This window comes from Microbacterium trichothecenolyticum (assembly GCF_030818955.1).
Classification (GTDB): domain Bacteria; phylum Actinomycetota; class Actinomycetes; order Actinomycetales; family Microbacteriaceae; genus Microbacterium; species Microbacterium trichothecenolyticum_B.
On record NZ_JAUTBF010000001.1, the window covers coordinates 822629 to 847446 of the forward strand.

At 67.6% G+C, this 24818-nt stretch carries 29 protein-coding genes and 1 pseudogene; 19 read left to right on the forward strand and 11 right to left on the reverse strand.

Annotated features, from left to right (window positions below; all coding sequences use genetic code 11):
* Positions 1–2: 2 nt before the first annotated feature.
* Entirely contained in the window at positions 3–605 is a 603-nt protein-coding gene (locus QE412_RS03960) for a hypothetical protein (protein WP_307480403.1), read from the forward strand.
* Positions 606–680: 75 nt separating this feature from the next.
* On the opposite strand, the gene pdxY is transcribed toward QE412_RS03960, so the two are convergent.
* Positions 681–1535: a pyridoxal kinase PdxY gene (gene pdxY, locus QE412_RS03965; RefSeq protein WP_307480405.1), complete on the reverse strand. Its 855-nt coding sequence runs from the start codon at positions 1533–1535 to the stop codon at positions 681–683.
* Positions 1532–2875 carry an aminotransferase class I/II-fold pyridoxal phosphate-dependent enzyme gene (locus QE412_RS03970; RefSeq protein WP_307480408.1) on the reverse strand — a complete coding sequence of 448 codons (1344 nt, stop codon included), beginning with the start codon at positions 2873–2875 and terminating at the stop codon, positions 1532–1534. The genes pdxY and QE412_RS03970 overlap by 4 nt, the downstream gene beginning before the upstream one ends.
* 120 nt (positions 2876–2995) lie before the next feature.
* Here QE412_RS03970 and pdxS point away from each other — a divergent pair, with 120 nt between their 5' ends.
* Positions 2996–3880: a pyridoxal 5'-phosphate synthase lyase subunit PdxS gene (gene pdxS / locus QE412_RS03975; RefSeq protein ID WP_307480411.1), complete on the forward strand. Its 885-nt coding sequence runs from the start codon at positions 2996–2998 to the stop codon at positions 3878–3880.
* Entirely contained in the window at positions 3870–4487 is a 618-nt protein-coding gene (pdxT, locus tag QE412_RS03980; RefSeq protein ID WP_307480414.1) for a pyridoxal 5'-phosphate synthase glutaminase subunit PdxT, read from the forward strand. The genes pdxS and pdxT overlap by 11 nt, the downstream gene beginning before the upstream one ends.
* Before the next feature lie 120 nt (positions 4488–4607).
* Here pdxT and QE412_RS03985 read toward each other — a convergent pair whose 3' ends face one another.
* The gene (locus QE412_RS03985) at positions 4608–5030 is read right to left on the reverse strand and encodes an NUDIX domain-containing protein (RefSeq protein WP_307480418.1); all 423 of its coding nucleotides are present in this window, start codon (positions 5028–5030) and stop codon (positions 4608–4610) included.
* Between the two features lie 316 nt (positions 5031–5346).
* Between QE412_RS03985 and QE412_RS03990 the strand changes: the two genes are divergently transcribed.
* Positions 5347–6156 carry an alpha/beta fold hydrolase gene (locus tag QE412_RS03990; RefSeq protein WP_307480421.1) on the forward strand — a complete coding sequence of 270 codons (810 nt, stop codon included), beginning with the start codon at positions 5347–5349 and terminating at the stop codon, positions 6154–6156.
* A 415-nt stretch (positions 6157–6571) separates the two neighbouring features.
* Positions 6572–6955, forward strand: a complete 384-nt coding sequence (locus QE412_RS03995; protein ID WP_307480424.1) for a thiol-disulfide oxidoreductase DCC family protein — start codon at positions 6572–6574, stop codon at positions 6953–6955.
* A gap of 450 nt (positions 6956–7405) precedes the next feature.
* Here the strand turns inward: QE412_RS03995 and QE412_RS04000 are convergent, their stop codons facing one another.
* From QE412_RS04000 to QE412_RS04010, 3 genes are read right to left on the reverse strand one after another with little or no spacing between them, the layout of a single operon-like run.
* A complete protein-coding gene (locus QE412_RS04000) occupies positions 7406–7837 on the reverse strand; it encodes a MepB family protein (RefSeq protein ID WP_307480427.1) in 432 nt (143 codons plus the stop codon).
* Positions 7827–8279 (reverse strand): acetyltransferase, encoded by a 453-nt coding sequence (locus tag QE412_RS04005; protein WP_373426527.1) that lies wholly within the window; start codon positions 8277–8279, stop codon positions 7827–7829. The genes QE412_RS04000 and QE412_RS04005 overlap by 11 nt, the downstream gene beginning before the upstream one ends.
* A gap of 27 nt (positions 8280–8306) precedes the next feature.
* Positions 8307–8672 (reverse strand): VOC family protein, encoded by a 366-nt coding sequence (locus QE412_RS04010; protein ID WP_373426528.1) that lies wholly within the window; start codon positions 8670–8672, stop codon positions 8307–8309.
* A gap of 85 nt (positions 8673–8757) precedes the next feature.
* Here QE412_RS04010 and QE412_RS04015 point away from each other — a divergent pair, with 85 nt between their 5' ends.
* The 4 genes and pseudogenes from QE412_RS04015 (at position 8758) to QE412_RS04030 (ending at position 11428) form a co-directional block, all read left to right on the forward strand.
* Entirely contained in the window at positions 8758–8898 is a 141-nt protein-coding gene (locus QE412_RS04015) for a hypothetical protein (protein WP_307480435.1), read from the forward strand.
* 104 nt (positions 8899–9002) lie between these two features.
* On the forward strand, positions 9003–9416 hold the full coding sequence (locus QE412_RS04020; protein ID WP_307480438.1) for a hypothetical protein: 414 nt from the start codon (positions 9003–9005) through the stop codon (positions 9414–9416).
* A gap of 418 nt (positions 9417–9834) precedes the next feature.
* The gene (locus QE412_RS04025; protein WP_307480443.1) at positions 9835–10005 is read left to right on the forward strand and encodes a hypothetical protein; all 171 of its coding nucleotides are present in this window, start codon (positions 9835–9837) and stop codon (positions 10003–10005) included.
* A gap of 229 nt (positions 10006–10234) precedes the next feature.
* Positions 10235–11428, forward strand: a pseudogene (locus QE412_RS04030) (IS3 family transposase).
* An 83-nt stretch (positions 11429–11511) separates the two neighbouring features.
* Here the strand turns inward: QE412_RS04030 and QE412_RS17670 are convergent.
* From QE412_RS17670 to QE412_RS04050, 5 genes are all read right to left on the reverse strand, one after another.
* On the reverse strand, positions 11512–11733 hold the full coding sequence (locus QE412_RS17670; protein ID WP_373426529.1) for a PLDc N-terminal domain-containing protein: 222 nt from the start codon (positions 11731–11733) through the stop codon (positions 11512–11514).
* A gap of 163 nt (positions 11734–11896) precedes the next feature.
* Entirely contained in the window at positions 11897–12349 is a 453-nt protein-coding gene (locus tag QE412_RS04035) for a hypothetical protein (protein WP_307480446.1), read from the reverse strand.
* Positions 12346–12630: a hypothetical protein gene (locus QE412_RS04040; protein WP_307480449.1), complete on the reverse strand. Its 285-nt coding sequence runs from the start codon at positions 12628–12630 to the stop codon at positions 12346–12348. The genes QE412_RS04035 and QE412_RS04040 overlap by 4 nt, the downstream gene beginning before the upstream one ends.
* Positions 12631–12633: 3 nt before the next feature.
* The gene (locus QE412_RS04045) at positions 12634–13056 is read right to left on the reverse strand and encodes a hypothetical protein (protein WP_307480451.1); all 423 of its coding nucleotides are present in this window, start codon (positions 13054–13056) and stop codon (positions 12634–12636) included.
* Entirely contained in the window at positions 13047–13931 is an 885-nt protein-coding gene (locus tag QE412_RS04050) for a hypothetical protein (RefSeq protein ID WP_307480454.1), read from the reverse strand. The genes QE412_RS04045 and QE412_RS04050 overlap by 10 nt, the downstream gene beginning before the upstream one ends.
* A gap of 228 nt (positions 13932–14159) precedes the next feature.
* Between QE412_RS04050 and QE412_RS04055 the strand changes: the two genes are divergently transcribed.
* The 10 genes from QE412_RS04055 to QE412_RS04100 all read left to right on the forward strand — a co-directional run bounded on the left by QE412_RS04055 (position 14160) and on the right by QE412_RS04100 (position 24800).
* Positions 14160–14558: a hypothetical protein gene (locus tag QE412_RS04055; RefSeq protein WP_307480457.1), complete on the forward strand. Its 399-nt coding sequence runs from the start codon at positions 14160–14162 to the stop codon at positions 14556–14558.
* Positions 14555–16060, forward strand: coding sequence for a recombinase family protein (locus tag QE412_RS04060; protein ID WP_307480458.1), 1506 nt, complete (start codon positions 14555–14557; stop codon positions 16058–16060). The genes QE412_RS04055 and QE412_RS04060 overlap by 4 nt, the downstream gene beginning before the upstream one ends.
* Before the next feature lie 72 nt (positions 16061–16132).
* A complete protein-coding gene (locus QE412_RS04065) occupies positions 16133–16891 on the forward strand; it encodes a YebC/PmpR family DNA-binding transcriptional regulator (protein WP_307480461.1) in 759 nt (252 codons plus the stop codon).
* A 48-nt stretch (positions 16892–16939) separates the two neighbouring features.
* Positions 16940–17542, forward strand: a complete 603-nt coding sequence (gene ruvC / locus QE412_RS04070; protein WP_307480464.1) for a crossover junction endodeoxyribonuclease RuvC — start codon at positions 16940–16942, stop codon at positions 17540–17542.
* Between the two features lie 9 nt (positions 17543–17551).
* On the forward strand, positions 17552–18172 hold the full coding sequence (gene ruvA, locus QE412_RS04075; protein ID WP_307480466.1) for a Holliday junction branch migration protein RuvA: 621 nt from the start codon (positions 17552–17554) through the stop codon (positions 18170–18172).
* Entirely contained in the window at positions 18165–19211 is a 1047-nt protein-coding gene (gene ruvB / locus QE412_RS04080; protein ID WP_307480468.1) for a Holliday junction branch migration DNA helicase RuvB, read from the forward strand. The genes ruvA and ruvB overlap by 8 nt, the downstream gene beginning before the upstream one ends.
* Positions 19212–19291: 80 nt before the next feature.
* Entirely contained in the window at positions 19292–19750 is a 459-nt protein-coding gene (locus QE412_RS04085) for a preprotein translocase subunit YajC (RefSeq protein WP_307480471.1), read from the forward strand.
* Positions 19751–19797: 47 nt separating this feature from the next.
* Entirely contained in the window at positions 19798–21504 is a 1707-nt protein-coding gene (gene secD / locus QE412_RS04090; RefSeq protein ID WP_307480474.1) for a protein translocase subunit SecD, read from the forward strand.
* Complete coding sequence (gene secF, locus QE412_RS04095) at positions 21504–22490, forward strand: protein translocase subunit SecF (protein ID WP_307480477.1); 987 nt, start codon at positions 21504–21506, stop codon at positions 22488–22490. The genes secD and secF overlap by 1 nt, the downstream gene beginning before the upstream one ends.
* Before the next feature lie 60 nt (positions 22491–22550).
* Positions 22551–24800, forward strand: a complete 2250-nt coding sequence (locus QE412_RS04100) for a RelA/SpoT family protein (protein WP_307480478.1) — start codon at positions 22551–22553, stop codon at positions 24798–24800.
* Positions 24801–24818: the final 18 nt, after the last annotated feature.

The following is a 24818-nucleotide window of genomic DNA, read 5'->3' on the forward strand; positions in this document are numbered from 1 at the left end:
GGATGAACGCTCGCCCTCGTCTTCTCGTACTCCCGCTGCTGGTCGCGGCTGTGCTCTCGAGCACCAGCGGTTGCATCCCCCTGCCGAGTCCTCTCTCACCCGATGCCGCGCTGTCGTCATCGCCGACGCCGACGAGCGAGGCGGGGGAGGAGTCCGACGTCTCTTCCCCACCGGATGCCGATGCACTCGGTGACGCGTTCGTCGAGCGCGAGGAGTTCTTCCGCGAGCAGCAACTGCCCACGGACGGCTCCCCGCTGGTCGCGGTGACACCGGCCCAGAAGGAGTTCATCGCGCAGCAGCGGGCGTATATCGAGAGCCAAGGGGCATCGTGGTCGGCGCAAGACGAGAACATCGCCCTCGCCCTCGCGGCCGATGCCTGCGAGACAGCGATCCTCAACGCGCACCGGGTCGATGCGAGCGTGTTGCAGAGCCACGTCGTTTCCTCGCCGTTGTTCGCGGCGATCCTGCCGAAAGACGCGGATGCCGCCACCCGCGCGGCCGGCGAGCGCAACGTGGCGAGCGTCATGGTCTTCGGAACGTCGTTCCTCTGCCCCGACGATGCCCCCGCGTGGCAGTCCGCGTACACCGAGGTGTACGGCGGCTGACGGCGCCTGACGGCGGGCGTCGCGAGGGGCCGTGCGGGCGAACCGTGGCCGTCGGCGGGCCTCGGCCGGAGGGTCTCAGCGCACGCGGCGCACCGAGAACTGCAACCGCGGGTGCGCGTAGGCCTCTTGCGATTCGATGAGCCGCAGCTCGCGCGACCCCGACTCGTAGGTGTTCGTCAACAGGTCGAAGACGCTGGACGACGTACGCGCCAGGGCGTCGGCCGCATCTCCGCCGCTGCGGCGGTAGTGCGCGGTGAAGAGCGCAGCGGTGACGTCCCCCGAGCCATTGGCCTTCATCGGGATGAGCGGGGTCTGCACGATCCACGCGCCGTTGTCGTCGACGACCATCGTCTCGATGGTGTCGGGCTCGCGGTCGGGGCGCTCGACACTGGTGACGAGGATCGTGCGAGGACCGCGGGCGCGCAGCGCGTCGGCCGACTCGAGGGTCGAATCGATGCTGTCTGGCTCGGTGCCCGTGAGAAAACCCAACTCGAACTGGTTGGGGGTGAGGATGTCGGCGACCGGTACGACGCGCTCGCGCAGCAGCTCGGGGATGGCGGGGGCCACGAAGCACCCCGACTTGGCGTTGCCCATCACGGGGTCGCACGCGTAGACGGCATCCGGATTCGCCTTCTTCACCCGCGCAACGGTGTCGATGATGACGTCGGCGATGCCTTCACCGCCCTGATAGCCCGAGAGCACGACATCGATCTCGGGGAACACCCCGCGGTCCTCGATCCCGGCGATCACCTCTGCGACGTCGTCGGGAGAGATCAGCGGGCCGCGCCACGCGCCGTACCCGGTGTGGTTGGAGAAGTTGACCGTGTAGACGGGCAGAACCTCGACGCCGATGCGCTGGAGAGGGAAGACGGCGGCGGAGTTGCCGACGTGTCCGAACGCGACGGCCGACTGGATCGAGAGAACCTTCATGTCTCGATCCTTCCACCTCGGGCGGGGGCGCGCCGTGCGCCCGCGGCGACGGCGATGTCGTCGGCGAGGGCCGCCGCGGCGTCGGCATCGAGATCGTGCACGGTCAGTCGCAAGAACGCCCCGGTCGGTGCGGGGGAGAGGAAGAAGGGGTCCCCCTCGCGCACGAGCCATCCGCGTCGCATCAGCTCTTCCCGCACGCTGGCGGCGGGGACCGGAAGGGGAACCCAGAGATTCAGGCCGTCGCCGGGGCTCACGGGGAGCCCGCGATCGGTCAGCGCGCGGGCGAAGACCGCGTTGCGCTCGGCGTAATGAACGGCGGCGCGTTCGATGTCGGCCCGCACGGCGTCGTCGGTCACCAGCGCGAGCGTCATGCGCTGCAGGATATGACTCACCCACGTGGTTCCCGGGGTCAGACGCACGGCCAGCCCGTCGGCGGTGTCGGGATCGGATGCCGTGACCGCGAGGCACGTGTCGGGTCCGAGGAACTTCGACATGGAGCGGATGCGAGCCCACCGGCGCTGCGCCGGCCCGATGACCGAGTGCAGCGGCATCCGCGAGAGGAGCGAGAAGTGGTCGTCCTCGATGACGAGGACGTACGGGTGATCGGCCAGGACATCGCGCAGCGCTGCGGCGCGGGCGGCGCTGAGGCTCGCGCCGGTGGGGTTGTGCGCGCGCGGCGTGCAGATGACCGCGCGCACCCCCGCCTCGAGGGCGGCCCGGAGCCCATCGACGGTCATGCCCTCGGCATCCACCGCGACGGGGACCGCCCGGTACCCGCCCGTGCGTACGGTGTGGAGGGCGGAGAGGAAGCAGGGGTCTTCGAGTGCCACCGCGTCGTCGCGCTGCAGCGCCTGAGCGAGGAGGCGCTCGATCGCATCGCTCGCGCCGCTGGTGACGGTGATGCGCAGGTCCTCGTCGCGGGGGAGCTGGTCGGCCATCCACTCGCGCGCCCACGCCTCGAGCCCCGGGTCGATGACGGGCTCGCCGTAGAGGACGGGCCGCGTCGAGCGGGCGAGAGCGGCGGTGGGGTCGGGGATGAGGGCGGGGTCGGGATTGCCGGTTCCGACGTCACGCAGCACGGTGTCGGGCGCGTACCCCTCCTGCGCGACGCTGGCACGGTCGGCCACGCGGGTCCCGCCGCGGCCGCGCGCCTCGACGAGGCCGGCCTGCGCGAGTTGCCGGTAGGCCGCGACGACCGTGTTGCGGTTCACGCCGAGCTCGGCCGCCACGGCCCGGACCGAGGGCAGGAGCGTCCCGGGCGTGAGATCGCCGCGCTCGATGCGCTCGCGCAGGTCGGCGGCGATACCGGATGCCGAACGGCCGGTCATGTCGATGGTCATACGCCCCCCCTGGGTCGTCGTCCAGCCTATGTCCTGAGCCATGCTACGGTTTGGCCTAAGCCAATACATCGCGCCCCGAAGCGCGAACCATCGCGCCCCCGCGGGCGGAACGGAGCAGCCATGACCGACACCGGAACCTCGCGCGTCAAGCGCGGCCTCGCCGAGATGCTCAAGGGCGGCGTGATCATGGACGTCGTCACCGCCGAACAGGCCCGCATCGCCGAGGACGCCGGCGCCGTCGCCGTCATGGCGCTCGAGCGCGTGCCCGCCGACATCCGCGCTCAGGGCGGCGTCGCGCGCATGAGCGACCCCGACCTCATCGACGACATCATCGCCTCGGTGTCGATCCCCGTCATGGCGAAGGCCCGCATCGGTCACTTCGTCGAGGCGCAGGTCCTGCAGGAGCTCGGCGTCGACTACATCGACGAGTCCGAGGTGCTCTCGCCGGCCGACTACATCAACCACATCGACAAGTGGAACTTCACCGTTCCCTTCGTCTGCGGAGCCACGAACCTGGGCGAGGCCCTGCGCCGCATCACCGAGGGCGCGGCCATGATCCGCTCCAAGGGCGAGGCGGGCACCGGCGACGTGTCGGAGGCGACCAAGCACATCCGCACGATCCGCGCCGAGATCAACGCGCTGCGCGCCAAGACGAAGGACGAGCTGTACGTCGCGGCCAAGGAGCTGCAGGCCCCGTACGAACTCGTCGCCGAGATCGCCGAGACGGGGAAGCTCCCTGTCGTGCTGTTCACCGCCGGGGGAGTGGCCACGCCCGCCGACGCCGCCATGATGATGCAGCTCGGGGCCGACGGCGTGTTCGTCGGCTCGGGCATCTTCAAGTCGGGTAACCCCGCCCAGCGTGCCGCGGCGATCGTGAAGGCCACCACCTTCCACGACGACCCCAAGGTCGTCGCCGAGGCCTCGCGCGGCCTGGGCGAGGCGATGGTCGGCATCAACGTCGCCGACCTGCCCGCGCCGCACCGCCTCGCCGAGCGTGGCTGGTAGCGCCCGCGTCGGCGTGCTCGCCCTGCAGGGCGACGTGCGCGAACACCTCGCGGTGCTCACCGCCCTCGGCGCCGACGCGCGACCCGTGCGTCGGCCCCAGGAGCTCGCCGCCGTCGAGGGGCTCGTGCTCCCCGGCGGCGAGTCGAGCGTCATCGACAAGCTCGCCCGCGCGTTCGGGATGCAGCAGCCCATTCGCGAGGCGATCGCAGCCGGGATGCCGATGTATGGCACGTGCGCGGGCCTCATCCTTCTCGCGGACCGCATCGACGGAGCCATCGAAGGACAGCAGACGTTCGGCGGCCTCGACGCGCGCGTCGCCCGCAACGTCTTCGGCAGCCAGACGGCCTCGTTCGAGACCGACCTCGACGTCCCCACCCTCGGCGACCCGCCGGTGCACGCGGTCTTCATCCGTGCGCCCGCGGTGACGGAGTGGGGACCGGATGCCGAGCCCCTGGCATCCCTTCCCGACGGACGTGTCGTGGCGATCGAGCAGGGGGCCCTGCTCGGCACGGCGTTCCACCCGGAGTCGACGGGCGAGACGCGCTTCCATGCGCGCTTCCTCGACCGCGTGCGCAACCGACGCGGCGCGGACGTCGTCGCATCGTAAACTGGAGCAATGTCCGGACGCCTCGCATGACGAGGGTCACGGGCCGGAGCATGTCGCGCGACCTCAGACTCGGATGAGGACTCGAGTCGATACCTCAATCGCCCGCGAGACACTGCTCACCTACTGCGTGAGCGACTCGAGCAGGTGCGCGGTGCCCGTCGGGTAGAGCGGACGGTCCATTGTGCTGATCGGCGCCCACACGACCGGACTTCCTTCATCGAGTACATGCAGTTCAGCGTCGAGCGGCACCGCCTCGATCTCGGCGGACTCGACGGCGAAAACGTGAGCGATCTCGTGACCCCGGTTTCCCTCGTACACGAAGATGTTCTCGACAACTGCGAGCAGTGTCACCCGCCCCAGTTCGACGCCCAGCTCCTCATCGAATTCACGACGCAACGCCTGTTCCGCGGTTTCTCCGAACTCGATGCCGCCACCGATGGCTCGATGAAAGTCCTCACCCTCCACGGCGTCCGTCCCGTTCAGCACGAGAACGTGCCCGGCCTTGACCGGGAGTCCGACGGAGATGTTTCGGATGGAGGCCATGCGATTGACCCTAGGACGGGCGGTGGAGTGTGTCACTCGACCGCGCTGAGCCCGAGGAGACGGCCGCTGCCGCGGGTCGGCGCAGCGGGCAGAGGGTCGCGACATAGATCGCCGCGGGCTCGCAGCATCCCAGGATGAAGTTGCAGCATGTCCATGGATCCCACATGACGGGGGATACGGATCACCCGGCGCAGACGTCATGCGATCTGCGGAAGGACGTCCGCACCGTCACGCCGTTCTGGTCACAAAAGTCGCTGCCGGCGTGGGACGGGTGCTGCATGATGGAGCAATGTCGTCGGGATCGAACCGTCATCCTGTGGTGCTGCTTCACGGCTGGCCGGTCACAGAGGGGCACTGGCGGCATCTGACCCCGCGGCTCGAGCAGGCAGGCTTCGACGTCGTCCCCGTTACGCTGCCGGGTCTCGGCGCAGCACCTGAGGAAGACCAGAGCCTTCGGAAGGCCGACCTCGCCCACTGGCTGCGGTCGTTCCTGGATCGACGGGGGATTACGCGCTTCGCACTGATCGGCCACGATTGGGGCGCGACGGTCGCCGTGCTCCTCGCCGGCGAGCTGGGCTCTCGTGTCACCGCGCTCGTCATCGAGGAGGAGATCCTCCCCGGAATCGATATCGACATCCCCGCCGCAGGCCGTGACCACTATCCCGAGTGGCACGGACCCTTCAACCGCGCCGTCGGTCTCGCCGAACGCCTCGTCCCGGGACGCGAGGCTGTGTACTACGGTCTATTCCTTCAGCAGAGCGCAGGCCCGGCAGGACTCGACGATGACGTGACGCGGTCGTACGTGAATGCCTACTCCGCGCCGGGTGTTTCGGAAGCAGGGTTTGGCTACTACCGCACCCGCTCAGACGACGTCAACTATGTTCGGCGTCTGCTCACTCGACGCATCACGCCGCCGGTGCTAGCGATCGGCGGACGGTTCGCCATGGGCTCCGCCGTCGGGGACGGCATGCGCGCCGTGGCTGAGGATGTGACGAGCGTCGTTCTCGACGACTCCGGGCACTACCCGCTCGAGCAGGAGCCCGAGGAGGCCGGACGCGCGGTCATCCAGTTCCTTCGCAAGCGTCACGACAGAACGAGCACCGTCGTGGCACGCGGTCAGACATGACGGCCGCGGGGACGGATGGACCATGTGCGCCACAAGAACGTCCATCGCGCGTCACCCACGATAAAGTTGCCCTATGTCCATAGTCGCCGCACAAAGGGGGATACGGATCACCCGACATTCGCCACATAAAGGGGGATACGGATCATCCGACGCGGCGGCCGGGGAAAGCATTCTTCGCGCGGCTATAGCGGTCGCCGAACGCACACGCTTCTGCGTATTAACGGCCGGGGCGCGAGCCCGCCCTCTCAAACCGGGCCGCCTCTGAGTAGCAAAAATTCTCAGCGAGCACTTTCGCGTTGGCGGTCGCGAGCCGCTCGTCTGACAGTTGAAGGCGCAGCAGCTCTCGAATCCGCGCATTTGTGTTCGAATGATCGTTACTAAGCGCGAAGGTGGGGCCGCCGCTACAATCAGCGGCATGACGCAGCACCAAGCGATGCTCGTGTACGACGGTGACTGCGCATTCTGCACGACATGGGTGACCCGCCTCAAGAACACCCTTGGCGTGTTCCCCGAGGCGCAGCCCTGGCAATGGCTTGATTTGAAACAGTTCGACCTCACAGATAGCGATGTGAGAAGCGCTGCCTGGTTCTTCCGGGGTGGCGAGGCATTCCGGGGACATGCTGCATTCGGTGCAGTCTTGCGCATGCAAGATTCGCTCGGCTTGAGATTCCTCGGGAACCTCCTCGTGACTCCACCGTTCTCGTGGCTCGCGAGAGTTGGATACTTCTTCATTGCTCGCTACCGGCATCGCCTTCCGGGAGGAACACCTGCCTGCGCGATGCCGAATCAGCGAAGCTAAATCAGACCCTCGGCGCGAAAATTCTCGACGCGCTCCCGAAATCCCATCCGACGCTCGCGTTGGTGCGCCGCCCATAGGTTCGGCGGGTCCCCCTCGTCCATGCCGGCGCGATGCGGCCGCTCCGGCCGCTGATCGCCCGCGTGATCGTCGATCCGAAGCGACCCGCCGGGCAGCGCCAGATTCTGCGCTGAACAATCATCCCGGCGTAAGAGGACGACGCCGAACCCGGTACCTAAGCCCCAGAAGCACAAGAGGCCCGCGGCTTGGTAGCCGCGGGCCGTTCGTAACCCACGATAAAGTTGCCCTATGTCCATGGGCGCCACGTAACGGGGGATACGGATCTCTGATGCGCTCGCGAACAAGAGCTGCGCGTCAATGGCATAAGGGGCAGCGACCACGCCGAAATCTGTGCTGCCGGGACTTACACGAGCGCACCCGCTCGCGACGAATTCAGAACTCTTGGAACGCGCGGGCTCGAATACGTTGCGTGCTCACGGCTTGGGCGTTGAGTGCGACACACCAACTCGGATACACCCGGAACCCGCGCTTGCCGGGCCCCTTCCCCGACGTCACACCCAGTTCGACGAGATGCGCAGCTGTGGAACGAAACATCCCGCGTCTGTCATTCTGCGCGACGAAGACGAACAGCCCCGCCGCAGGATCCAGGTCGCCGAACGGAATGATCTTCCCCTTCGCATCCCGTCGCCAAAATGCGACGAAAGCTCCCGACTTGGTGGGCGTGTTCCGTGCAGTCCGGATGTGCCAGGCGTCCGCATCTATCTGCACGATCCCAGACTCGTAGTCGCTGCTTTGGGCCTCGGGGATCACCTCGGCGGCCACTCCCATCGCCGCGGAGTAGACCGCAAAGGCATCAAACTGCATGCGGCCGCGCATTCTCGCATGGACGAGTGAGGCGCAGGTGGAGCAACGGATACGGGCGACCGGCCTCGTCGGTCGCGCTGCGATTGACGACCTCGAATCCGCGATGGGCGTAGAAGCCTGCGGCCGAGACGTTCTGCTCGTTGACATCGACTTTCGTCACACCGTGGTTCTCGACCGCATGCGCGAGCAGAGCCGTGCCGACACCCCCGCCGTGCTGCGCCGCGTCGACGAACAGCATCTCCAGCACTCCGTCGAGCACACCCGAAAATCCCACCGGTCGACCTTCGCGCTCGGCGACCGACAGAACGACGGCGGGAAAGTAGTCGGACTGCAGCCGGGCCTCGATCTCCTCTCGATCCGCCTCGGCGAGGAAGTCGTGCGTCGCATAAACGGCCCCGCGCCAGATCTCCGCGAGCCACGGGTACTCTTCCGGTCCCCTCACAGACCGGATGGTCAGCGGTTCCATGAACTACCGGTTACTGAGGGCGAGTCGATTACCCTCACTGTCTCGTAACTCGGCGACGATCAGCCCATCCGCAACCTCCTGAGCGGGGTACAAGATCGACCCACCGAGTGCCCTCACACGTCCCAACACGTCCTCGACGTCGTCGACCGTCACGTACACCCGGGTGCCGTCGATGGACGGCACATACGACTCGCCTTCCATGAGAGCGATGACCGCGCCCTCGGCGTCCGAGTCCTCATCCAGAACGCAGCAGGGGTGCGCGTCGATGACCGTTCGACGCAGCGACACACCGAACAACTGTCCGTAGAAGTAAGCCGCGCGGTCCAGATTCTCCACGGGAATCTCGATATATGTGGCTCGCACCCGCATCGCTCTCCGCTCCCTCAAAGACCTCTACGATCGCACACATGGCGAAGCGCGTTCGAACGAACCTCACCTCCCCCTCGTCGCGTGGATGGCGGTCATCGTCGCCGTGGTGTACCTGATCGTCACCAGCGGGATTCTGTCGCTGATCTTCGATTCGGACGTCGAGTCGGGCGGCGGGGAGCGGCCGACCGCTCATGCCTCCTCGGGTGAAATTCGCTTGTCGGTCTGACATTCAGCGCGTATTTTCCCCACCGATGTGGGTCGCAGGGCGATCATCGCCAACCGCCGATCCGAAAACGTCGCTGCATCTCCGCCCACGAAAGGTTTCGAGCCATGAGAATCCGAGGGTTCGGCGTCGTGGCGGTACTGCTCAGCAGTTCTCTCCTCGTCGCCTGCACCCCGCCCGTGCTCGCGTGCCCCGCGATCGGGTTCGTCTACACGGACCCCGTGAAGCTCGAGATCAGCTCGGAGGCCCTGGGCGACGGCAGCGTGGCAGCGTGTTTCGGGTCAGGATGCGAGCCGACCGCGATCGTTCGTGGCGAGGACGGGACGTGGGAGGTTCCGCCCGTGGCGCCGTACGTCGCCTCGGACACCGTAGGCCTGGACCCCGGGGATCACATCCGGATCGTGGTCGTCGACGGTTCGGGAGAGGTCACCCGTGACGAGGTGATCGAGATTCCGTACACCACCACCTCGGACGGGTTCTGTCCCGGCCCCATCGAGTTCCACCCTGTCGTTCTGTCGTGACCTGCTCTCAGGCTTCCCCGTCGCCAGATCGCGGCGACGACGGCATGGCGCGCGACATGATCGCGCACGCGCGCCGCGCGGCGACCTCGATGACGGCGGGGTGCCCGCTGCCGGCAGCCGCTGGGCCCGTTGTCCATCTGCCGTAATGTTGGGTGCATGTCCATCAACGCCCAGTGACCTGGGTTACGTGCGGCCGCCGTCAGGCGATCGGGCGGCCCTCGCAGGCGAGAGTGGCAACGCCGCGGATCAGCGCGGGAGCGTCTTCGTGGGGAGGAGCCCTCCGCTCTCAAACAACCCGAGCGTGGGAACGACGTAACGCGGTGGACGACACCGAGTCGATCACATGTGGCGGAGACGGCGGCAGTCGAGGTCTCGGCGTGCGCTTCGTGGCGGAGCTGGTCAGCACTAGTTTAGGGTCATGAGCAAAAGGCCTTCCAAAGCAAGAGCGGCGATCGCCGTCGCCCTGATTCTCGGGGCTGTGACGATCGCCGCTCTTTTGGTAGCGGTTGCCTTCGGGGTTTTCGCAGGGGATACGCTTCAGTGCTACATGCCGAACGACAACCGCACCTTCACGCCGGTCTGCTCGTGAAGGTCAGTAATTGGTGTTCGTCATGAGGGTAAGGCCGCCATTCATGTTCGCGATTGCAGGGTAGATCGGGGAGATCAGGGCCGTTCGTGAGCACTTCCGGCCGTTGCACTGCAAGCCTTCGCAGGAAGTACCACCGTTTCGGATGCCGGAAATGATTCCCGGGACTGCTGCACGAGTAGGTGACATCTGATCTGGCTTGCCCGCGGGGTGGGCCTGGAAGGATGCCATCGTGCCAAAGCCCTACCCGTCCGAGTTCCGTGACGACGTCGTGCGCGTCGCCCAAAATCGCGAGCCCGGCGTGACGATCGAGCAGATCGCGGAAGACTTCGGTGTTCATCCGATGACACTGCAGAAGTGGTTGCGTCGCGCTGACATCGACTCGGGCGCCAAGCCCGGCCAGTCACGGTCCGAGTCCGCGGAGATCCGTGAGCTGAAGAAACGGAACCGGCTTCTCGAGCAGGAGAACGAGGTCCTTCGTCGGGCTGCGGCGTACTTGTCGCAGGCGAACCTGCCGGGAAAAGGCTCTACCCGCTCGTGACGGAGCTCGCCGCTGCAGGGATCCCTGTGACGGTGACGTGTCGGGTGCTCAAGCTCTCCCGCCAGCCCTATTACCGGTGGTTGGCGAACCCCATCACCCCGAGTGAGGTGGTGGAGGCGTATCGCGCGAACGCGCTGTTCGATGCCCACCGCGATGACCCCGAGTTCGGGCACCGGCTCCTCGCCGACGAGGCCCGCGACAACGGCGAGGCGATGTCGGACCGGACCGCATGGCGGATCGCCTCCGCGAACGGCTGGTTCAGCGCGTTCGGCAAGCCCAAGCGCGGCAAGCACCGCAAGCCGGGCCCGCCGGTTCACGACGAACCTCTGCGCCGTCGTCGACGAGCACGGCCAGACCCGGCACGTGTTCGCCGCGGACGCGCCGAACGAACTCTGGCTCACAGACATCACCGAGCATCGGACCGCGGAGGGCAAGCTCTACCTCTGCGCGATCAAGGACGTGTACTCCGGCCGGATCGTGGGGTACTCGATCGACTCCCGGATGAAGTCGCGCCTGGCCGTTCAGGCGCTCGAGAACGCCGTTGCGATGCGCGGCGACGTCGCCGGTTGCGTCGTGCATTCGGACAGGGGATCTCAGTTCCGCAGCCGGAAGATGCTCCGCGCACTGGCCCGTCACCGCATGGTCGGGAGTATGGGCAGAGTCGGGTCGAGCGGAGACAACGCGGCCATGGAGAGCTTCTTCGCGCTGCTACAGAAGAACGTCCTCGACCGCCGCTCGTGGACCACCCGCGAGCAGCTACGCATCGCGATGGTGACCTGGATCGAGCGAACCTACCACCGCCGCCGACGTCAGGCCCGCCTGGGCCGTTTGACGCCCATCGAGTTCGAGACCATCATGAACACGACCGCCGCACTGGCGGCGTGACTAGGAACTGTCACCTATCCGTGCAGCAGTCCCCTCTCGACTGCCATGCTGGTACAGCGAATCTGCTTTCTGAGACATGCGCGTCAGCCCGCGTCCTCTACACGACGTCGTTTCCGCGGGCGCGCCATGAACCATGCAATCGGGCCCACCACGGGCAACAGCACCGCGACCAAGATCCAAGGTGCTCGAGCATCGGTGGACAGCTCCGCGTTGCGCGAAATGCTCACGAGCGAGGCAACCAGCAGAACCGCGGCCGCTACTAGGAGCACTGACCACAGTAGGTCAGGTGTAGCTAGTGAGAACATAATGCCCCTTTCGTCGACCTATCTGACTTTCTGCTGCCCAAGCTAGCTGATGTAAGCGTTTATCAGCCCGCCGGACAATCGCAGACGCGAGGATGTTCCCGCATTAGAAACATTTAATCCTCCGATCGAGCCACCTCGCTCAAGCCATCCAGGGCACTCCTCGCTACCCGGATAGCGTGGAGCGGTACTCGCGCCTGGTGAGGGGGCGACCCTCGGCGTCCGCGGGGACGGTCTGCACGTTCAGCACGCCCAGGAAGGACGACACGACGGTCAGGCCGACGGTGACAAGCGACGCGACGTGCGCCACGGTGTCGGAGCCGACGAGCCCGAACGCGAGGCCGACAGCGCCGCCCGCGGCCGCGAAGCCGTAGACGAGCCCGCGGCCCGTGACGTCGAACCAGCGCGCGGCCGCGGAGCCGCGCAGCAGGGCGAGCGAGAGGAGGCCCTGCGCCAGCGCGAGGCCGGAGCCCGCGAGGCCCACCACGGCGGCCGACTGGCCGTCCGTGATGAGCCCCGCGGTGACGCCGAGCGTCGAGAGCGTGCCGAGCGCGGCGTGGAGCGCCTGGCGGCGAGCATCCGTGAGCCATGCCCGGAGGCGATCGAGAGTCTTCTTCATTCCATGTCCTTTCGACGGTGGTAGGTAGGCCAGGCGGGGATATCCGCGGGATCGACGCACGGGGCCTCGAGCAGCACGCGGCGGCACGCCGAGGCGTGCTCCTCCGCCAAACGACGCCGGTAGGCCTCCTCGTCGACATCCCGCCGCACGCGATCAATCTCGCGGCGCTGGCGGCCCGCCCGGCCGGTGAGTGCGCCCCACAGCGCAGCCGCGATCTTCGGCACCAGGACGGTGCCCCCTACAGCGGTCAGCAGCAGCGCGGCGTCACGAGCGATGTCCATGCGTCACCTCCGGGGCTCGAAGTCGTGCCCCCGGATCAGCAGCAGACGAACGATGTAGAACAGCAGCGCGACGATGAGCACGCCGAGCTGGGTCAGGAGCGAGCCGGACGACTGGAAGTGCAGCGTCGCGACGACGACGCCATAGATGCCGATGCCGAACAGGCACGCCCCGACGGCCGCGCGCTCGAGCTGCCAGTACCCCGGCAGGACGGTGAGCGCGCCGACGGAGCCGCCGACGATCCAGAAGACCGCCCACGAGACGGAGAGGATCGGCCCGAGAGCGCCCTCGATCGTCGTCGGCGGGTTCGTCAGCGTCGCGACGCCCGTGCAGAGCGTCACGACGTAGCCGAGCAGGAAGACCACGCGCAGCACGCGCGGCTCAGCGATGCGGCGCCATGCCCGGCGGGCCGCGCGGATCAGTTCCACGGGAGGCGGAACTTCACGACGGCCCAGAGCAGGTACTTGGCCGTCTCGTATCCGCCGATGCCGTCGACCGCGAGCGTGCCGTAGCCGTTCTTGGCGGCCATCGCCTGCTCGAACCGCACGATTTCCTGCGTCCGCGGGCCGTCCTGGCCGTCGACCCCATCGGGGCCGAGATCGTGGCCGAGCGCGGCGGCGAGCCGCTGCACGTAGCGGACCCACGTCGAGCCGTAGCGCGAGCGCGCGGGCTGGCCGGGCGTCTCGTCCGGGCGAGCCCGGTAGTTGAGGAACGCCCAGAGGAGGTAGGTCACCGTGTCGGGGCCGCCGATCCCGTCGCGAGCGATGCGCCCGAAGCCGTTCCCTTCAGCCGCGCCCTGCTCGTGGAGGACCGCCGCCTGGGTGGCGAGGCCGTCCTTGCCGTCGCGGCCGCCCGTGTTGTGGCCGAACTCGCCGAGCAAGTCCTGAGTGAACAGGACGAAGCCGCCGCCGTAGCGGGCGCGGGCGGGGAAGTTCTCGCCGGAGCCGCCAGCAGCGCCGCCGCCGCGGAACTCGAAGTGCACCGGGTCGGTCTTCGGGTAGGGCTGCACGAAGCCGTAGGGGCCGCACACAGCGGTGAAGCGGGCGGGGTCGGCCACGTCCACGGCGATGCCGCCGTTCGCGACGTGGTTGGAGCGCTCGGCGGGCCGAGCGGGCTCGTACAAGTACGGGGGCCGGTTGGCCGGGCCGCCCTGATCCCAGCGCCGGATGAGGCCGTTCTGCGACTCGACGGAGCGGCCCGCCGAGTTGACGCCGAACACGCCGTGATCGTCCTCGAGGCGATCGAATGCGGCGGCCGCGTCATCGCGCAGCCAGTGGCCGCGGTGGTTCTTGAGGGTAGCCATTTCGTTCCTTTCGATGGCATGACAAAGGCCCCCACCGCGGGATGCGATGGGGGCCGGGACTACGCACTTTGCTTCGGCCGGCGCGGGGGTCGGCTGAGCAATATGCGCAGGGTTCTAGCGGACGACGGTCTACACCTCATCGGCGGTTGCTGCCTCGACCGGGGTGGGGGAGGCCCAGGGGGGCCGGACTGATATACGAAACCGAAGAGATTGCGATCACCCGAAGAAATGCACAGCACTACCATCCGGGCCGGGGAGGTCTACGGCCCGAACTACGACCCGACGCCCGAGGCCGCGAAGCACGGCATCCAGATCGTGCACGACCTCGACGCCGACGACGCGGGCGAATGGCACCCTGAATCTCGGACCATCCGCGTTCGTACCTCGGATCGCTCGCACTTCCGCAGCACCGCCACCTATCAACTCGCCTATGCGCTCGACCCCGGCGCGACGCGGGAGAGCGCGGTGGCATTTGCCATGAGCCGCTTGGTCGATAGCGAAGACCTTGCGGAGCTGGCCACCGTGACGAACGACCCCACCCTGTTGGCGAAGATCCTTCGCGTCACCCCGGGCCTCCTGCGTACGCACCTCGAAATCAACGTCGGATCGCGGGTGGCGGTCGGATGAGCGCCCGGATCACACGCCTTCCGGCTCCGGCCGTAGAGCGCGCCGTGATCTACCTACGGCAGTCGACCTATAAAGAGGAGTCGATCAGCCTCGAAGTGCAGGAACAGGCCGCCCGCCAGCACGCCGAGGAACAGGGATACACCGTCGTCGGAGTCGAGTCCGATCCTGGCATCACCGGGCGGTCCTGGAAGCGCCGTGCGGGCGTGCAGCGCGCCATGAACGCGCTCGAAACGGGAGAGGCCGAGGTCGTCATCGTTTGGCGCTGGTCGCGCCTCAGCCGCAGCCGCCGGGACTGGGCGGTCGCGGCGGACATGGCCGATGTCGTCGGGGGACGCATCGAGTCAGCGACCGAGCCGAACGATCGGACGGCGGCCGGACGGTTCGCCCGCGGCGTGATGACCGAACTCGCCGCGTTCGAGTCCGAGCGGATCGGGGAGCAGTGGGCGGAGGCCCCGGCGCATCGCATCGCCCGCGGCCTCCCCGCCACGGGAGGCCCCCGGTTCGGCTACCAACAGGTCGACGGTGCCTACGTCGTCGATCCCGTGACCGGCCCCGCCCTCGCCGAGCTGTACCGGCTTTATCTGGGCGGATGGGGGAGCGTCCAGCTCGTCCGTTGGCTCCACGAGCGCGGGATCATGCGCGGCAAGGACAACGACCGGCCGTGGAAGTATCAGGACGTCTTGCAGACGATGGATGCCGGGTTCGGAGCCGGGCTCCTCGTCCGCACGCCGCCGAAGCCGAAGGGCACGAACATCTCGACGCCGAAGATCGCCGTCTGGCTTCGCGAGTTCCGGCCCGGCGCACATGAGCCGGTGATCGACCGCGCGACGTGGGACGCCTACGTCGTCGCCCGACGCGCCCGCAGCCGCCACTCGGCCCCGATGCTCTCCGGCCTCCTTCGCTGTATGGATTGCCAAGGAGCGATGAGCGGGCAGAGCGTCACCGGCAAGCGCGGGTTCTACCGATGCACCCTCGGCGCGAGCACGACGAGCGTCCGAAGCGTTCAGGTGTACATGGACGTCCTCGACGCCGCGGTGGAAGAGTGGGTGCTGGCGTTCGCCGACAGCATCAGCTTGCAGCGCGAGGCACAGGAGCAGACGACGGAGCACGGGAACCGCGTGCAGATCACCGCGCGGCGCGCGCAGCAGCAGCTCGGTCGGATTGAGGACCGCCTCGCGAGACTCACGCTCAAGTACGTGGATGACGCGATCCCGCGCGACATGTACGAGCGCCTCCGCGCCGAGCTTGAGGCGGAGCGCGACGACGCCGAGCGGCGCGTGCAGGATGCGACGAGGAACCCGGTGCGGGATGCCGCCCCGGCGGCCGTGTCGCCCGATCTGCGCCGCCAGTGGCAGAACATGACGCCGAGCAAGCGCAACCACGTTCTGACGCCGCTGATCGCCCGCGTCGAGGTGTTTCCGGTGCGGCCCGCCGGACAGCGCCATATCCCGCGCTGGCGCATCGTCCCGGCGTGGGAGGATGACGCCGACACGGGGGAGTAATCGAGCAACGACAAGAGGCCCGCGGTCTACCAGCCGCGGGCCTCGTTGTCTATCTACCGTTATGTTGGGTACATGTCCGGACACTCCAAATGGGCCACGACCAAGCACAAGAAGGCGGTCATCGACTCCCGCCGCGCCAAGTCGTGGGCCAAGCTCATCAAGAACATCGAGGTCGCGGCGAAGCTCGGTGGAGCCGACCTCCAGGGCAACCCGACCCTCTTCGACGCCGTTCTCAAGGCCAAGAAGACCTCGGTCCCGAAAGACAACATCGACCGTGCGATCAAGCGCGGCGCCGGCATCGGCGGCGAAGCGGTCGAGTACTCCTCGATCATGTACGAGGGCTACGGACCCAACGGTGTGGCCTTCCTCATCGAGTGTCTGACCGACAACAAGAACCGCGCCGCGGCCGAGGTGCGTACCGCCCTCAGTCGTAACGGCGGCACGCTCGCCGACCCCGGCAGCGTCGCGTACAACTTCAGTCGCAAGGGCGTCATCGTGGTCCCGAGCGAAGGCACCAGCGAAGACGACGTCATGCTCGCCGTGCTCGAGGCGGGCGCTGAAGAAGTCGAGCCGCACGGCGAAGGCTTCGGAGTCATCACCGAGGCCTCCGACCTCGTCTCGGTCCGCAGCGCCCTCCAGGATGCCGGTATCGAGTACGACTCCGCCGACGTGGAGTTCGTCCCCTCGCTCAAAGTCGAGGTCGACGCCGACACCGCGCGGAAGGTGTTCCGCCTCATCGACGCGCTCGAAGACAGCGACGACGTGCAGAACGTGTACACGAACTTCGACCTCAGCCCCGAGGTACAGGCCGAGCTCGAGAACGACGAGTAAGGGCGCGCCCTGCCGTCCGCCACGCCCCCTGCGCCTAGCGTGGGGGGCGTGTCTCGTTCTCTGCGCGTCCTCGGCATCGACCCCGGGTTGACGCGCTGCGGCATCGGCATCGTGGACGTCTCGGCGAACCGCACGGCATCCCTCGTCCATGTCGGTGTCGTGCGTTCGGCGACCACCGACCCGATCGAGAAGCGACTGGCCGCGATCGCCGCCGGCATCCGCTCCGTGTTGCGCGAGCACGACCCGATGGTCGTCGCCGTCGAGCGGGTCTTCGCGCAGAACAACCGACACTCGGTGATGGGCACGGCCCAAGCGAGCGGTATCGCACTGCTGCTGGCCGCCGAGCACGGCATCCCCGCCGCCACCCACACGCCCAGCGAGGTCAAGGCGGCGATCACCGGCTACGGCTCGGCCGACAAGCTCCAGGTGCAGACGATGGTCGCCCGCGTGCTGCGGCTCGACGCGCTGCCGCAGCCCGCCGACGCGGCAGATGCCCTGGCCATCGCGCTCTGTCACGCCTGGCGCGGGGGACCGGCGACGCCGGCCGGCGGAACGACGCTCACCCCCGCGCAGAAGGCGTGGCGGGATGCCGAGAAGCGGCGTTCTCCACAGCCTCGTGTCGCTCGAACACATGTACGAAGCGACGCGTAAGCTGGGCGCATGATCTCTTCGCTGCACGGGACGGCGGCTCACGTCGCCGACGACTCGCTGGTCGTGGTGGTGGGCGGTGTCGGCTTCTCGGTCGCCGTGACGGCACAGTTCGCCCGCACGGTGCACATCGGCGACGACGTGCACCTGCACACCAACCTCATCGTCCGCGAAGATGCGCTCTCGCTCTACGGCTTCGAGAGCCGCGAAGAGCTCACCGTCTTCACGCAGCTCATCGGCGTCACCGGCGTCGGCCCCAAGTCCGCGCTCGGCGTGCTCTCGTCGCTGACGGTACCGCAGATCGCCCAGGCCGTGGCAGACGACGACGACGCACCGTTTCGCCGCGTCTCGGGCATCGGCCCGAAGACCGCGAAGCTCATCGTGGTGCAGCTGGCCGGCAAGCTGTCCGTGGTGCCGACTGCCGCCCCCGCGGCCGTCTCCGCCCAGGGACAGGTGCCAGTACAGGTGACGCAGGCGCTCGTCGGCCTCGGCTGGAGCGAGCGCACGGCGGCGGAGGCCGTGGCATCCGTCGCCGAGAGCGCCTCCGACGCCGACCGCGCCTCGGTCCAGAGCTTGCTGCGTCTCACGCTCGCCCTGCTCGGTCCCGCACGCAAGGAGACGGTGGGTGGCTGACGTCCGCGACGCCGGCGCGCCCGACGACGAGACCGAGCTCGCGATCGAGGGGGCGCTACGCCCGACGTCGCTGGCCGAGTTCGTGGGGCAGCAGAAAGTGCGCGGCCAGCTGCAGCTGTTGCTCGACGCGGCGCGCATCCAGCAGCGCTCACCCGACCACATCCTGCTGTCTGGTCCCCCGGGCCTCGGCAAGACGACGCTCGCCATGATCGTCGCGCACGAGAGCCGGCGCCCCCTGCGCCTCTCGAGCGGACCGGCGATCCAGCACGCGGGCGATCTGGCCGCGCTGCTGTCCTCGCTCACCCCAGGCGAAGTGCTCTTCATCGACGAGATCCACCGCATGGCCCGCTCGGCCGAAGAGATGCTGTACCTCGCGATGGAGGATTTCCGCATCGACATCATGGTCGGCAAAGGGGCCGGGGCGACCAGCATCCCGCTCGATCTGTCGCCCTTCACCCTCGTGGGCGCGACGACGCGGGCGGGACTGCTGCCGAACCCGCTGCGCGACAGGTTCGGCTTCACGGCGCACCTCGAGTACTACGAGCCCGAAGAGCTCGAGCGCGTCGTGTCCCGCTCCGCCGCCATGCTCGACGTGGGGCTTCCGGGGACGGCGCGTTCCGAGATCGCGCGGCGCTCCCGCGGCACGCCCCGCATCGCCAACCGCCTGCTGCGGCGCGTGCGCGATTACCTCGTGGTGCACGGGCCGTCGGTCGGCGCCGACGACGGCGACGCCGATGTGCGCACCGTCGATGCCGCGCTCGACCTCTACGACGTGGATGCCATCGGACTCGATCGCCTCGACAGAGCCGTGCTCGATGCCCTCGTCCGCCGTTTCCGCGGCGGGCCGGTGGGCCTCAGCACGCTCGCCGTGGCTGTGGGCGAAGAGCCCGAGACGATCGAGTCGGTGGTCGAGCCCTACCTGGTGCGCATCGGGTTCATGGGGCGCACCCCTCGCGGACGCGTCGCAACGCCAGAGGCCTACGATCACCTCGGCGCCCCCCACCCCGACGGCCTGCTCCGATTCAGCCAGGGGTCATGACCTATACTCGGCGGGGGATTCCCCGACCCCCGCAAGGCAGTGCCACACGGCGCGCCTGACTCGAAAGGTGCACCGCCTCGATGGATATCGCACGGTTCTTCGCCGATTACGGCATCGTCATCCTGCTCATCGGCCTGCTGGTCTTCATGTTCTGGAGCTCGCGCCGCCGCATGCAGAAGCAGAAAGCCGAGATCGAGCAGAAGGCACGCGAGACCGTACCCGGCGCCGAAGTCCTCTTGCAGGGCGGCCTGTACGGCACCATCGTCGACTACGACGGAGAAGACCTCGACAAGCCCGCTCACGTCGAGATCGCGCCCGGCGTGGTCATCAAGGTGCACAGCCAGGCCGTGCTGCGCATCGTCAACCCGGCTGAGGGCTTCGTCACCGAAGACGACTACATCGAGGCCGAAGAGACCGAGGCCGAGTACGTCGCAGGCGTCGCCGACGGCGACATCACCTCGATCAGCGACGATCACCGCGCCGCGCGCCAGAACGCCGCCGAGGCCGAGCCGACCGACAAGGATCGCCCGCAGGCCTGACACCCCGGCATCCCGTCCCGTTCACCGCCGCACAGAAAGCCGACTCCGTGGCGCCCTCGACACCCGTCCGTCACGCCTGGCGCGTTCTGACCGGATTGCTTGCCATCACCGGCGTGCTCTTCGGCATCAACGCGCTTGGCGTGTACGTCTTCCACGCCAGTTCTTGGACCCCCGAGCTCGCGCTCGACCTCCAGGGCGGCACGCAGATCATCCTCCAGGCACAGACCACCGATGGCGCAGCGCCCGAGAACGAGCAGCTGCAGCAAGCCGTGTCGATCATCCGCCAGCGCGTCGACGCCTCGGGCGTCGGCGAGGCCGATGTGGCGACCGAGGGTGGGCGGAACATCGTCGTGCAGATCCCCGGTGAAGCCGACGAAGCGACGCGCGAACGTATCCAGAGCTCCGCGCAGCTGCAGCTGCGCCCGGTGCTGTTCACGGGTTCGCCCGCCACGACGTTCGTCGGACAAGACGGCAACACCACGCCGTACCCCACCCCTGCCCCCGACCTGCCGGCCACGCCCACCGCGTCGCCCACCAACGCGAGCGACACGGCGTGGATCACGCCCGCCCTGCAGGCGCAGTTCCTCGCGTACGACTGCGCGAACCCGCCGAGCAACCCCGCCCACGCGCCGGCCGATCAGCCGATGATCACGTGCGGCGTCGGCGACTCGACGAAGTACATCCTCGGTCCCGTCGAACTCGACGGCACCGACATCACCAACGCGACCAACGGCCAGGAGCAGAACACCGGTCAGTGGGCCGTGAACTTGGTCTTCAACGACCAGGGCACCCAGAAGTTCGCCGAGATCAGCCAGCGTCTGTACGGAGCGCAGCCCCCGCTCAATCAGTTCGCGTTCGTCCTCGATGGAAAGGTCCTTTCGGCTCCGTCGATGAACGGTCTGATCGTCGACGGTCGCCCCAGCATCACCGGCAGCTTCACCCAGGAATCGTCGAAGGCCCTCGCCGACCAGCTGAAGTACGGCGCCCTGCCGCTCAGCTTCACCGTCGTCAGCTCCGACACGGTCTCGGCCACCCTCGGCTCACAGCAGCTGCAGGTCGGCTTCATCGCCGGCCTCATCGGTCTCGGACTGGTGGCGGTGTACTCGCTGATCGTGTACCGGGCGCTCGGAACCGTGATCATCGCATCGCTCGCGGTCATGGCGGTCCTGACCTATGTCGCGCTGTGCATCCTGGCGTGGCGAGCGGGCTTCCGCCTGTCGCTCGCCGGCGTCGCCGGCCTGATCGTGACGATCGGATTCACCGCGGACTCGTTCATCGTGTACTTCGAACGCATCCGCGACGAGCTCCGCGACGGCAAGTCGATCACCGCGGCCGTCGAAGACGGATGGTCGCGCGCCAAGCGCACGATCTACATCTCGAAGTCGATCAACATCCTCGCGGCTGTTGTGCTGTACATCCTCGCCGACTCCACGGTGAAGGGATTCGCTTTCACGCTGGGGCTGACGACCGCGATCGACATCCTCATCTTCGTCCTCTTCACGCACCCCGTCATGCAGCTGCTGGCGCGCACACGGTTCTTCGGCAACGGCCACCCGCTGTCGGGGATGGACCCGAACGCACTGGGGGCCGTCTACCGGGGCCGGGCCCAATTCCGCGCGCCGGTCGCCGACGCCGGTCGCGTGAAGCGTTCGCGCGGCGAAGCCCAGCGGCGCCAGACGATCGCCGAGCGGAAGCAGGCCGAACTGGCTGCGGCCCAGAGCGATAGCCGCTCCACGAAGGAGGGAGACGCCTGATGCGCTCCATGTCGCAGCTCGGTAACGACCTCTACTCGGGGAAGACATCGTTCCCCTTCGTGCAGCGTCGACGCCTGTGGTTCATCATCGCCGCGGTGCTCGTGATCAGCGCGGCCCTCGTGCCGCTTGTTCGTCCCGTACAGTTCTCGATCGAGTTCACCGGCGGATCCCAGTTCACGGTGTCCAACCCGGCATCGTTCGACCAGGCCACCGCGACGCAGGCGGTCACGTCGGTCGTTCCCGGAGCGACCACGCGCGTCACCACGATCAGCGATCAGGCCGTTCGCGTGCAGACCGATCAGATGGACAACGACCAGACGCAGGCGGTCGCCGCAGCTCTCGCCCAGGCGTACGACGTGCCGGCTTCCGAGGTCACCAACTCGTTCATCGGACCCACCTGGGGCAGCGACGTCACGCGTCAGTCGCTGTGGGGTCTGTCGATCTTCCTGGCCCTGACGTTCCTCATCCTCGCGCTGTACTTCCGCACGTGGAAGATGTCGGTCGCGGCGATCATCGGCCTCGTCGACGTGCTGGTCATCACGATCGGCGTGTACGCGGTGTTCGGCTTCGAGATCTCCCCGGCGGCCGTGATCGGCTTCCTGACGATCCTGTCGTACGCCCTGTACGACACCACCGTCGTCTTCGACAAGGTGCGCGAGAACACCCGAGAAGACGGCGAGATCTCGGGTCGAACCTTCGCGGAGTCGGTCAACCTCGCGGCGAACCAGACGCTGATCCGTTCGATCAACACCACCGTCGTGGCGATCCTCCCCGTCGGCGCCATCCTCTTCATCGGTGTGCCGCTCGGAGCCCGTACGCTCAGCGACATCTCGCTGTCGATCTTCGTCGGCACCATCGTCGCGGCGTACTCGACGCTGTTCGTGGCCGTTCCGATGTACGCGCTGCTGCGCGAGAAGGAGCAGCCGATCGCCCAGCGCGACGCCCGCGTGCTGGCCGCCCGTGAGAAGGCGGGCATCCCGGCCTGAGCCAGGAGCCCGCCCCTCGGGGCGTAGGATTGATCGACTGACCGAAGAAGAGGGGGAGCGATGACGGAGACCGCCTCTTCTGCGCCGCCGCCGTCCTCGCTACGGCGCCTCGTGCCCCGCATCTTCTCCAGAGCGGCACGCCGCGACGACGTAGACAAGCTCCTTCGGACCGTGCGCACGCACCACCCCAAGGGCGATCTCGCCATCATCGAACGCGCATACGCGGTCGCTGACAAGGCACACGACGGTCAGAAGCGGCAGAGCGGCGAGCCGTACATCACGCACCCGCTCGCCGTCGCACAGATCCTCGCCGAGCTCGGACTCGGACCGAAAGCGATCGCCGCGGCCCTGCTGCACGACACCGTCGAAGACACCGGGTACCCGCTCGACGAGCTGGCGGCCGATTTCGGCGACGAAGTCGCGATGCTCGTCGACGGAGTGACCAAGCTCGACAAGGTCAAGTACGGCGACAGCGCTCAGGCCGAGACCGTGCGCAAGATGATCGTCGCGATGTCGAAAGACATCCGCGTGCTTCTCATCAAGCTCGCCGACCGCCTGCACAACGCGCGCACGTGGGGCTTCGTGCCCCCGCACAAGGCGGCGAAGAAGGCCACGGAGACGCTCGAGATCTACGCCCCGCTGGCCCATCGTCTCGGCATCCAGGCCATCAAGAGCGAACTCGAAGACCTGTCTTTCGCGGTCATGCACCCCAAGCTCTACGCGGAGATCGAGAGCCTGGTCAAGCAGCGCACCCCGCAGCGCGAGCAATATGTGCAGAACGTCATCGACGCCGTCGACGCCGATTTACGCGAACTGCGCGTGCGCGGCCGAGTCATGGGCCGGCCGAAACAGCTCTACTCGGTCTACCAGAAGATGGTCGTGCGGGGCCGTGAGTTCGACGATATCTACGACCTGATCGGCATCCGCATCCTGGTCGGCACCGTGCGCGACTGCTACGCGGTGCTGGGGGCGATCCACGCCCGATGGACTCCTCTGCCCGGGCGGTTCAAGGATTACATCGCCACCCCGAAGTTCAACCTGTACCAATCGCTGCACACGACGGTCCTCGGTCCGGGCGGACGCACGGTCGAGATCCAGATCCGCACGCACGAGATGCATCAGCAGGCCGAGTTCGGTGTCGCGGCCCACTGGAAGTACAAGGAGCGCATGGCCGGCGGCAAGCCGGATGCCAAGGCCGTCGACGCGGACATGGCGTGGATCGCGCACATCTCCGACTGGCAGGCCGAGACAGCCGACCCGGGGGAGTTCCTCGACTCGCTGCGTTTCGAGATCGGCGCGAAAGAGGTCTACGTCTTCACGCCCAAGGGCCGCGTGATCGGCCTGCCGACGGGGGCGACCCCCGTCGACTTCGCGTACGCCGTGCACACCGAGATCGGCCACCGCACCATGGGGGCGAAGGTCAACGGGCGCCTCGTGCCGCTGGAGTCCACGTTGCAGAGCGGCGACGTCGTGGAGGTCTTCACCTCGAAGAACCCCGACGCCGGCCCCAGCCAGGACTGGCTCGGGTTCGTCAAGAGCACACGCGCGCGCAACAAGATCCGCGGCTGGTTCACGAAGGAGCGGCGCGAAGAGGCCATCGAACAGGGCAAGGACTCGATCGCCCGCGCGATGCGTCGCCAGAACCTTCCCCTGCAGCGTCTCATGAGCCAGGACTCGTTCACCGAGGTCGCGCGGCTCTTCCACTACGAAGACGTCTCGGCGCTGTACGCGGCGGTGGGCGAAGGCCACGTCTCGACCCAGTCCGTCATCGAGAAGGTGACGGCGCTCGTCAACGTCGAAGAGGCCAACACCGGACCGATCGACCTCCCGGTAGGGCGCAGCCGAGCGCCGCGCGGCGGCGATTCGGGTGTGCTCGTCCGCGGTGCACCCGACATCCTGGTCAAACTCGCGAAGTGCTGCACCCCCGTCCCCGGCGACGACATCGTCGGCTTCGTCACGCGCGGCAGCGGCGTCTCGGTACACCGCGGCGACTGCACGAATGTCCGTGCGTTGAAGGAAGAGCCCGACCGTCTGATCGACGTGGAGTGGGCACCCACCACGAAGAGCGTCTTCCTGGTACAGATCCAGGTCGAGGCGCTCGATCGGTCGGGGCTGCTCAGCGATGTCACCCGTGTTCTCAGCGAACACCACGTCAACATCCTGTCGGCGACCGTGTCGACGACGAACGACCGATTGGCTCTGAGCAAGTTCGTCTTCGAGATGGGCGACACAGTGCATCTCGATCGCGTGCTCAACGCCGTTCGCCGTATCGACGCCGTCTACGACGTCTACCGCGTCACCTCGTCGTAGGTCGCAGCCCCGAGCCGG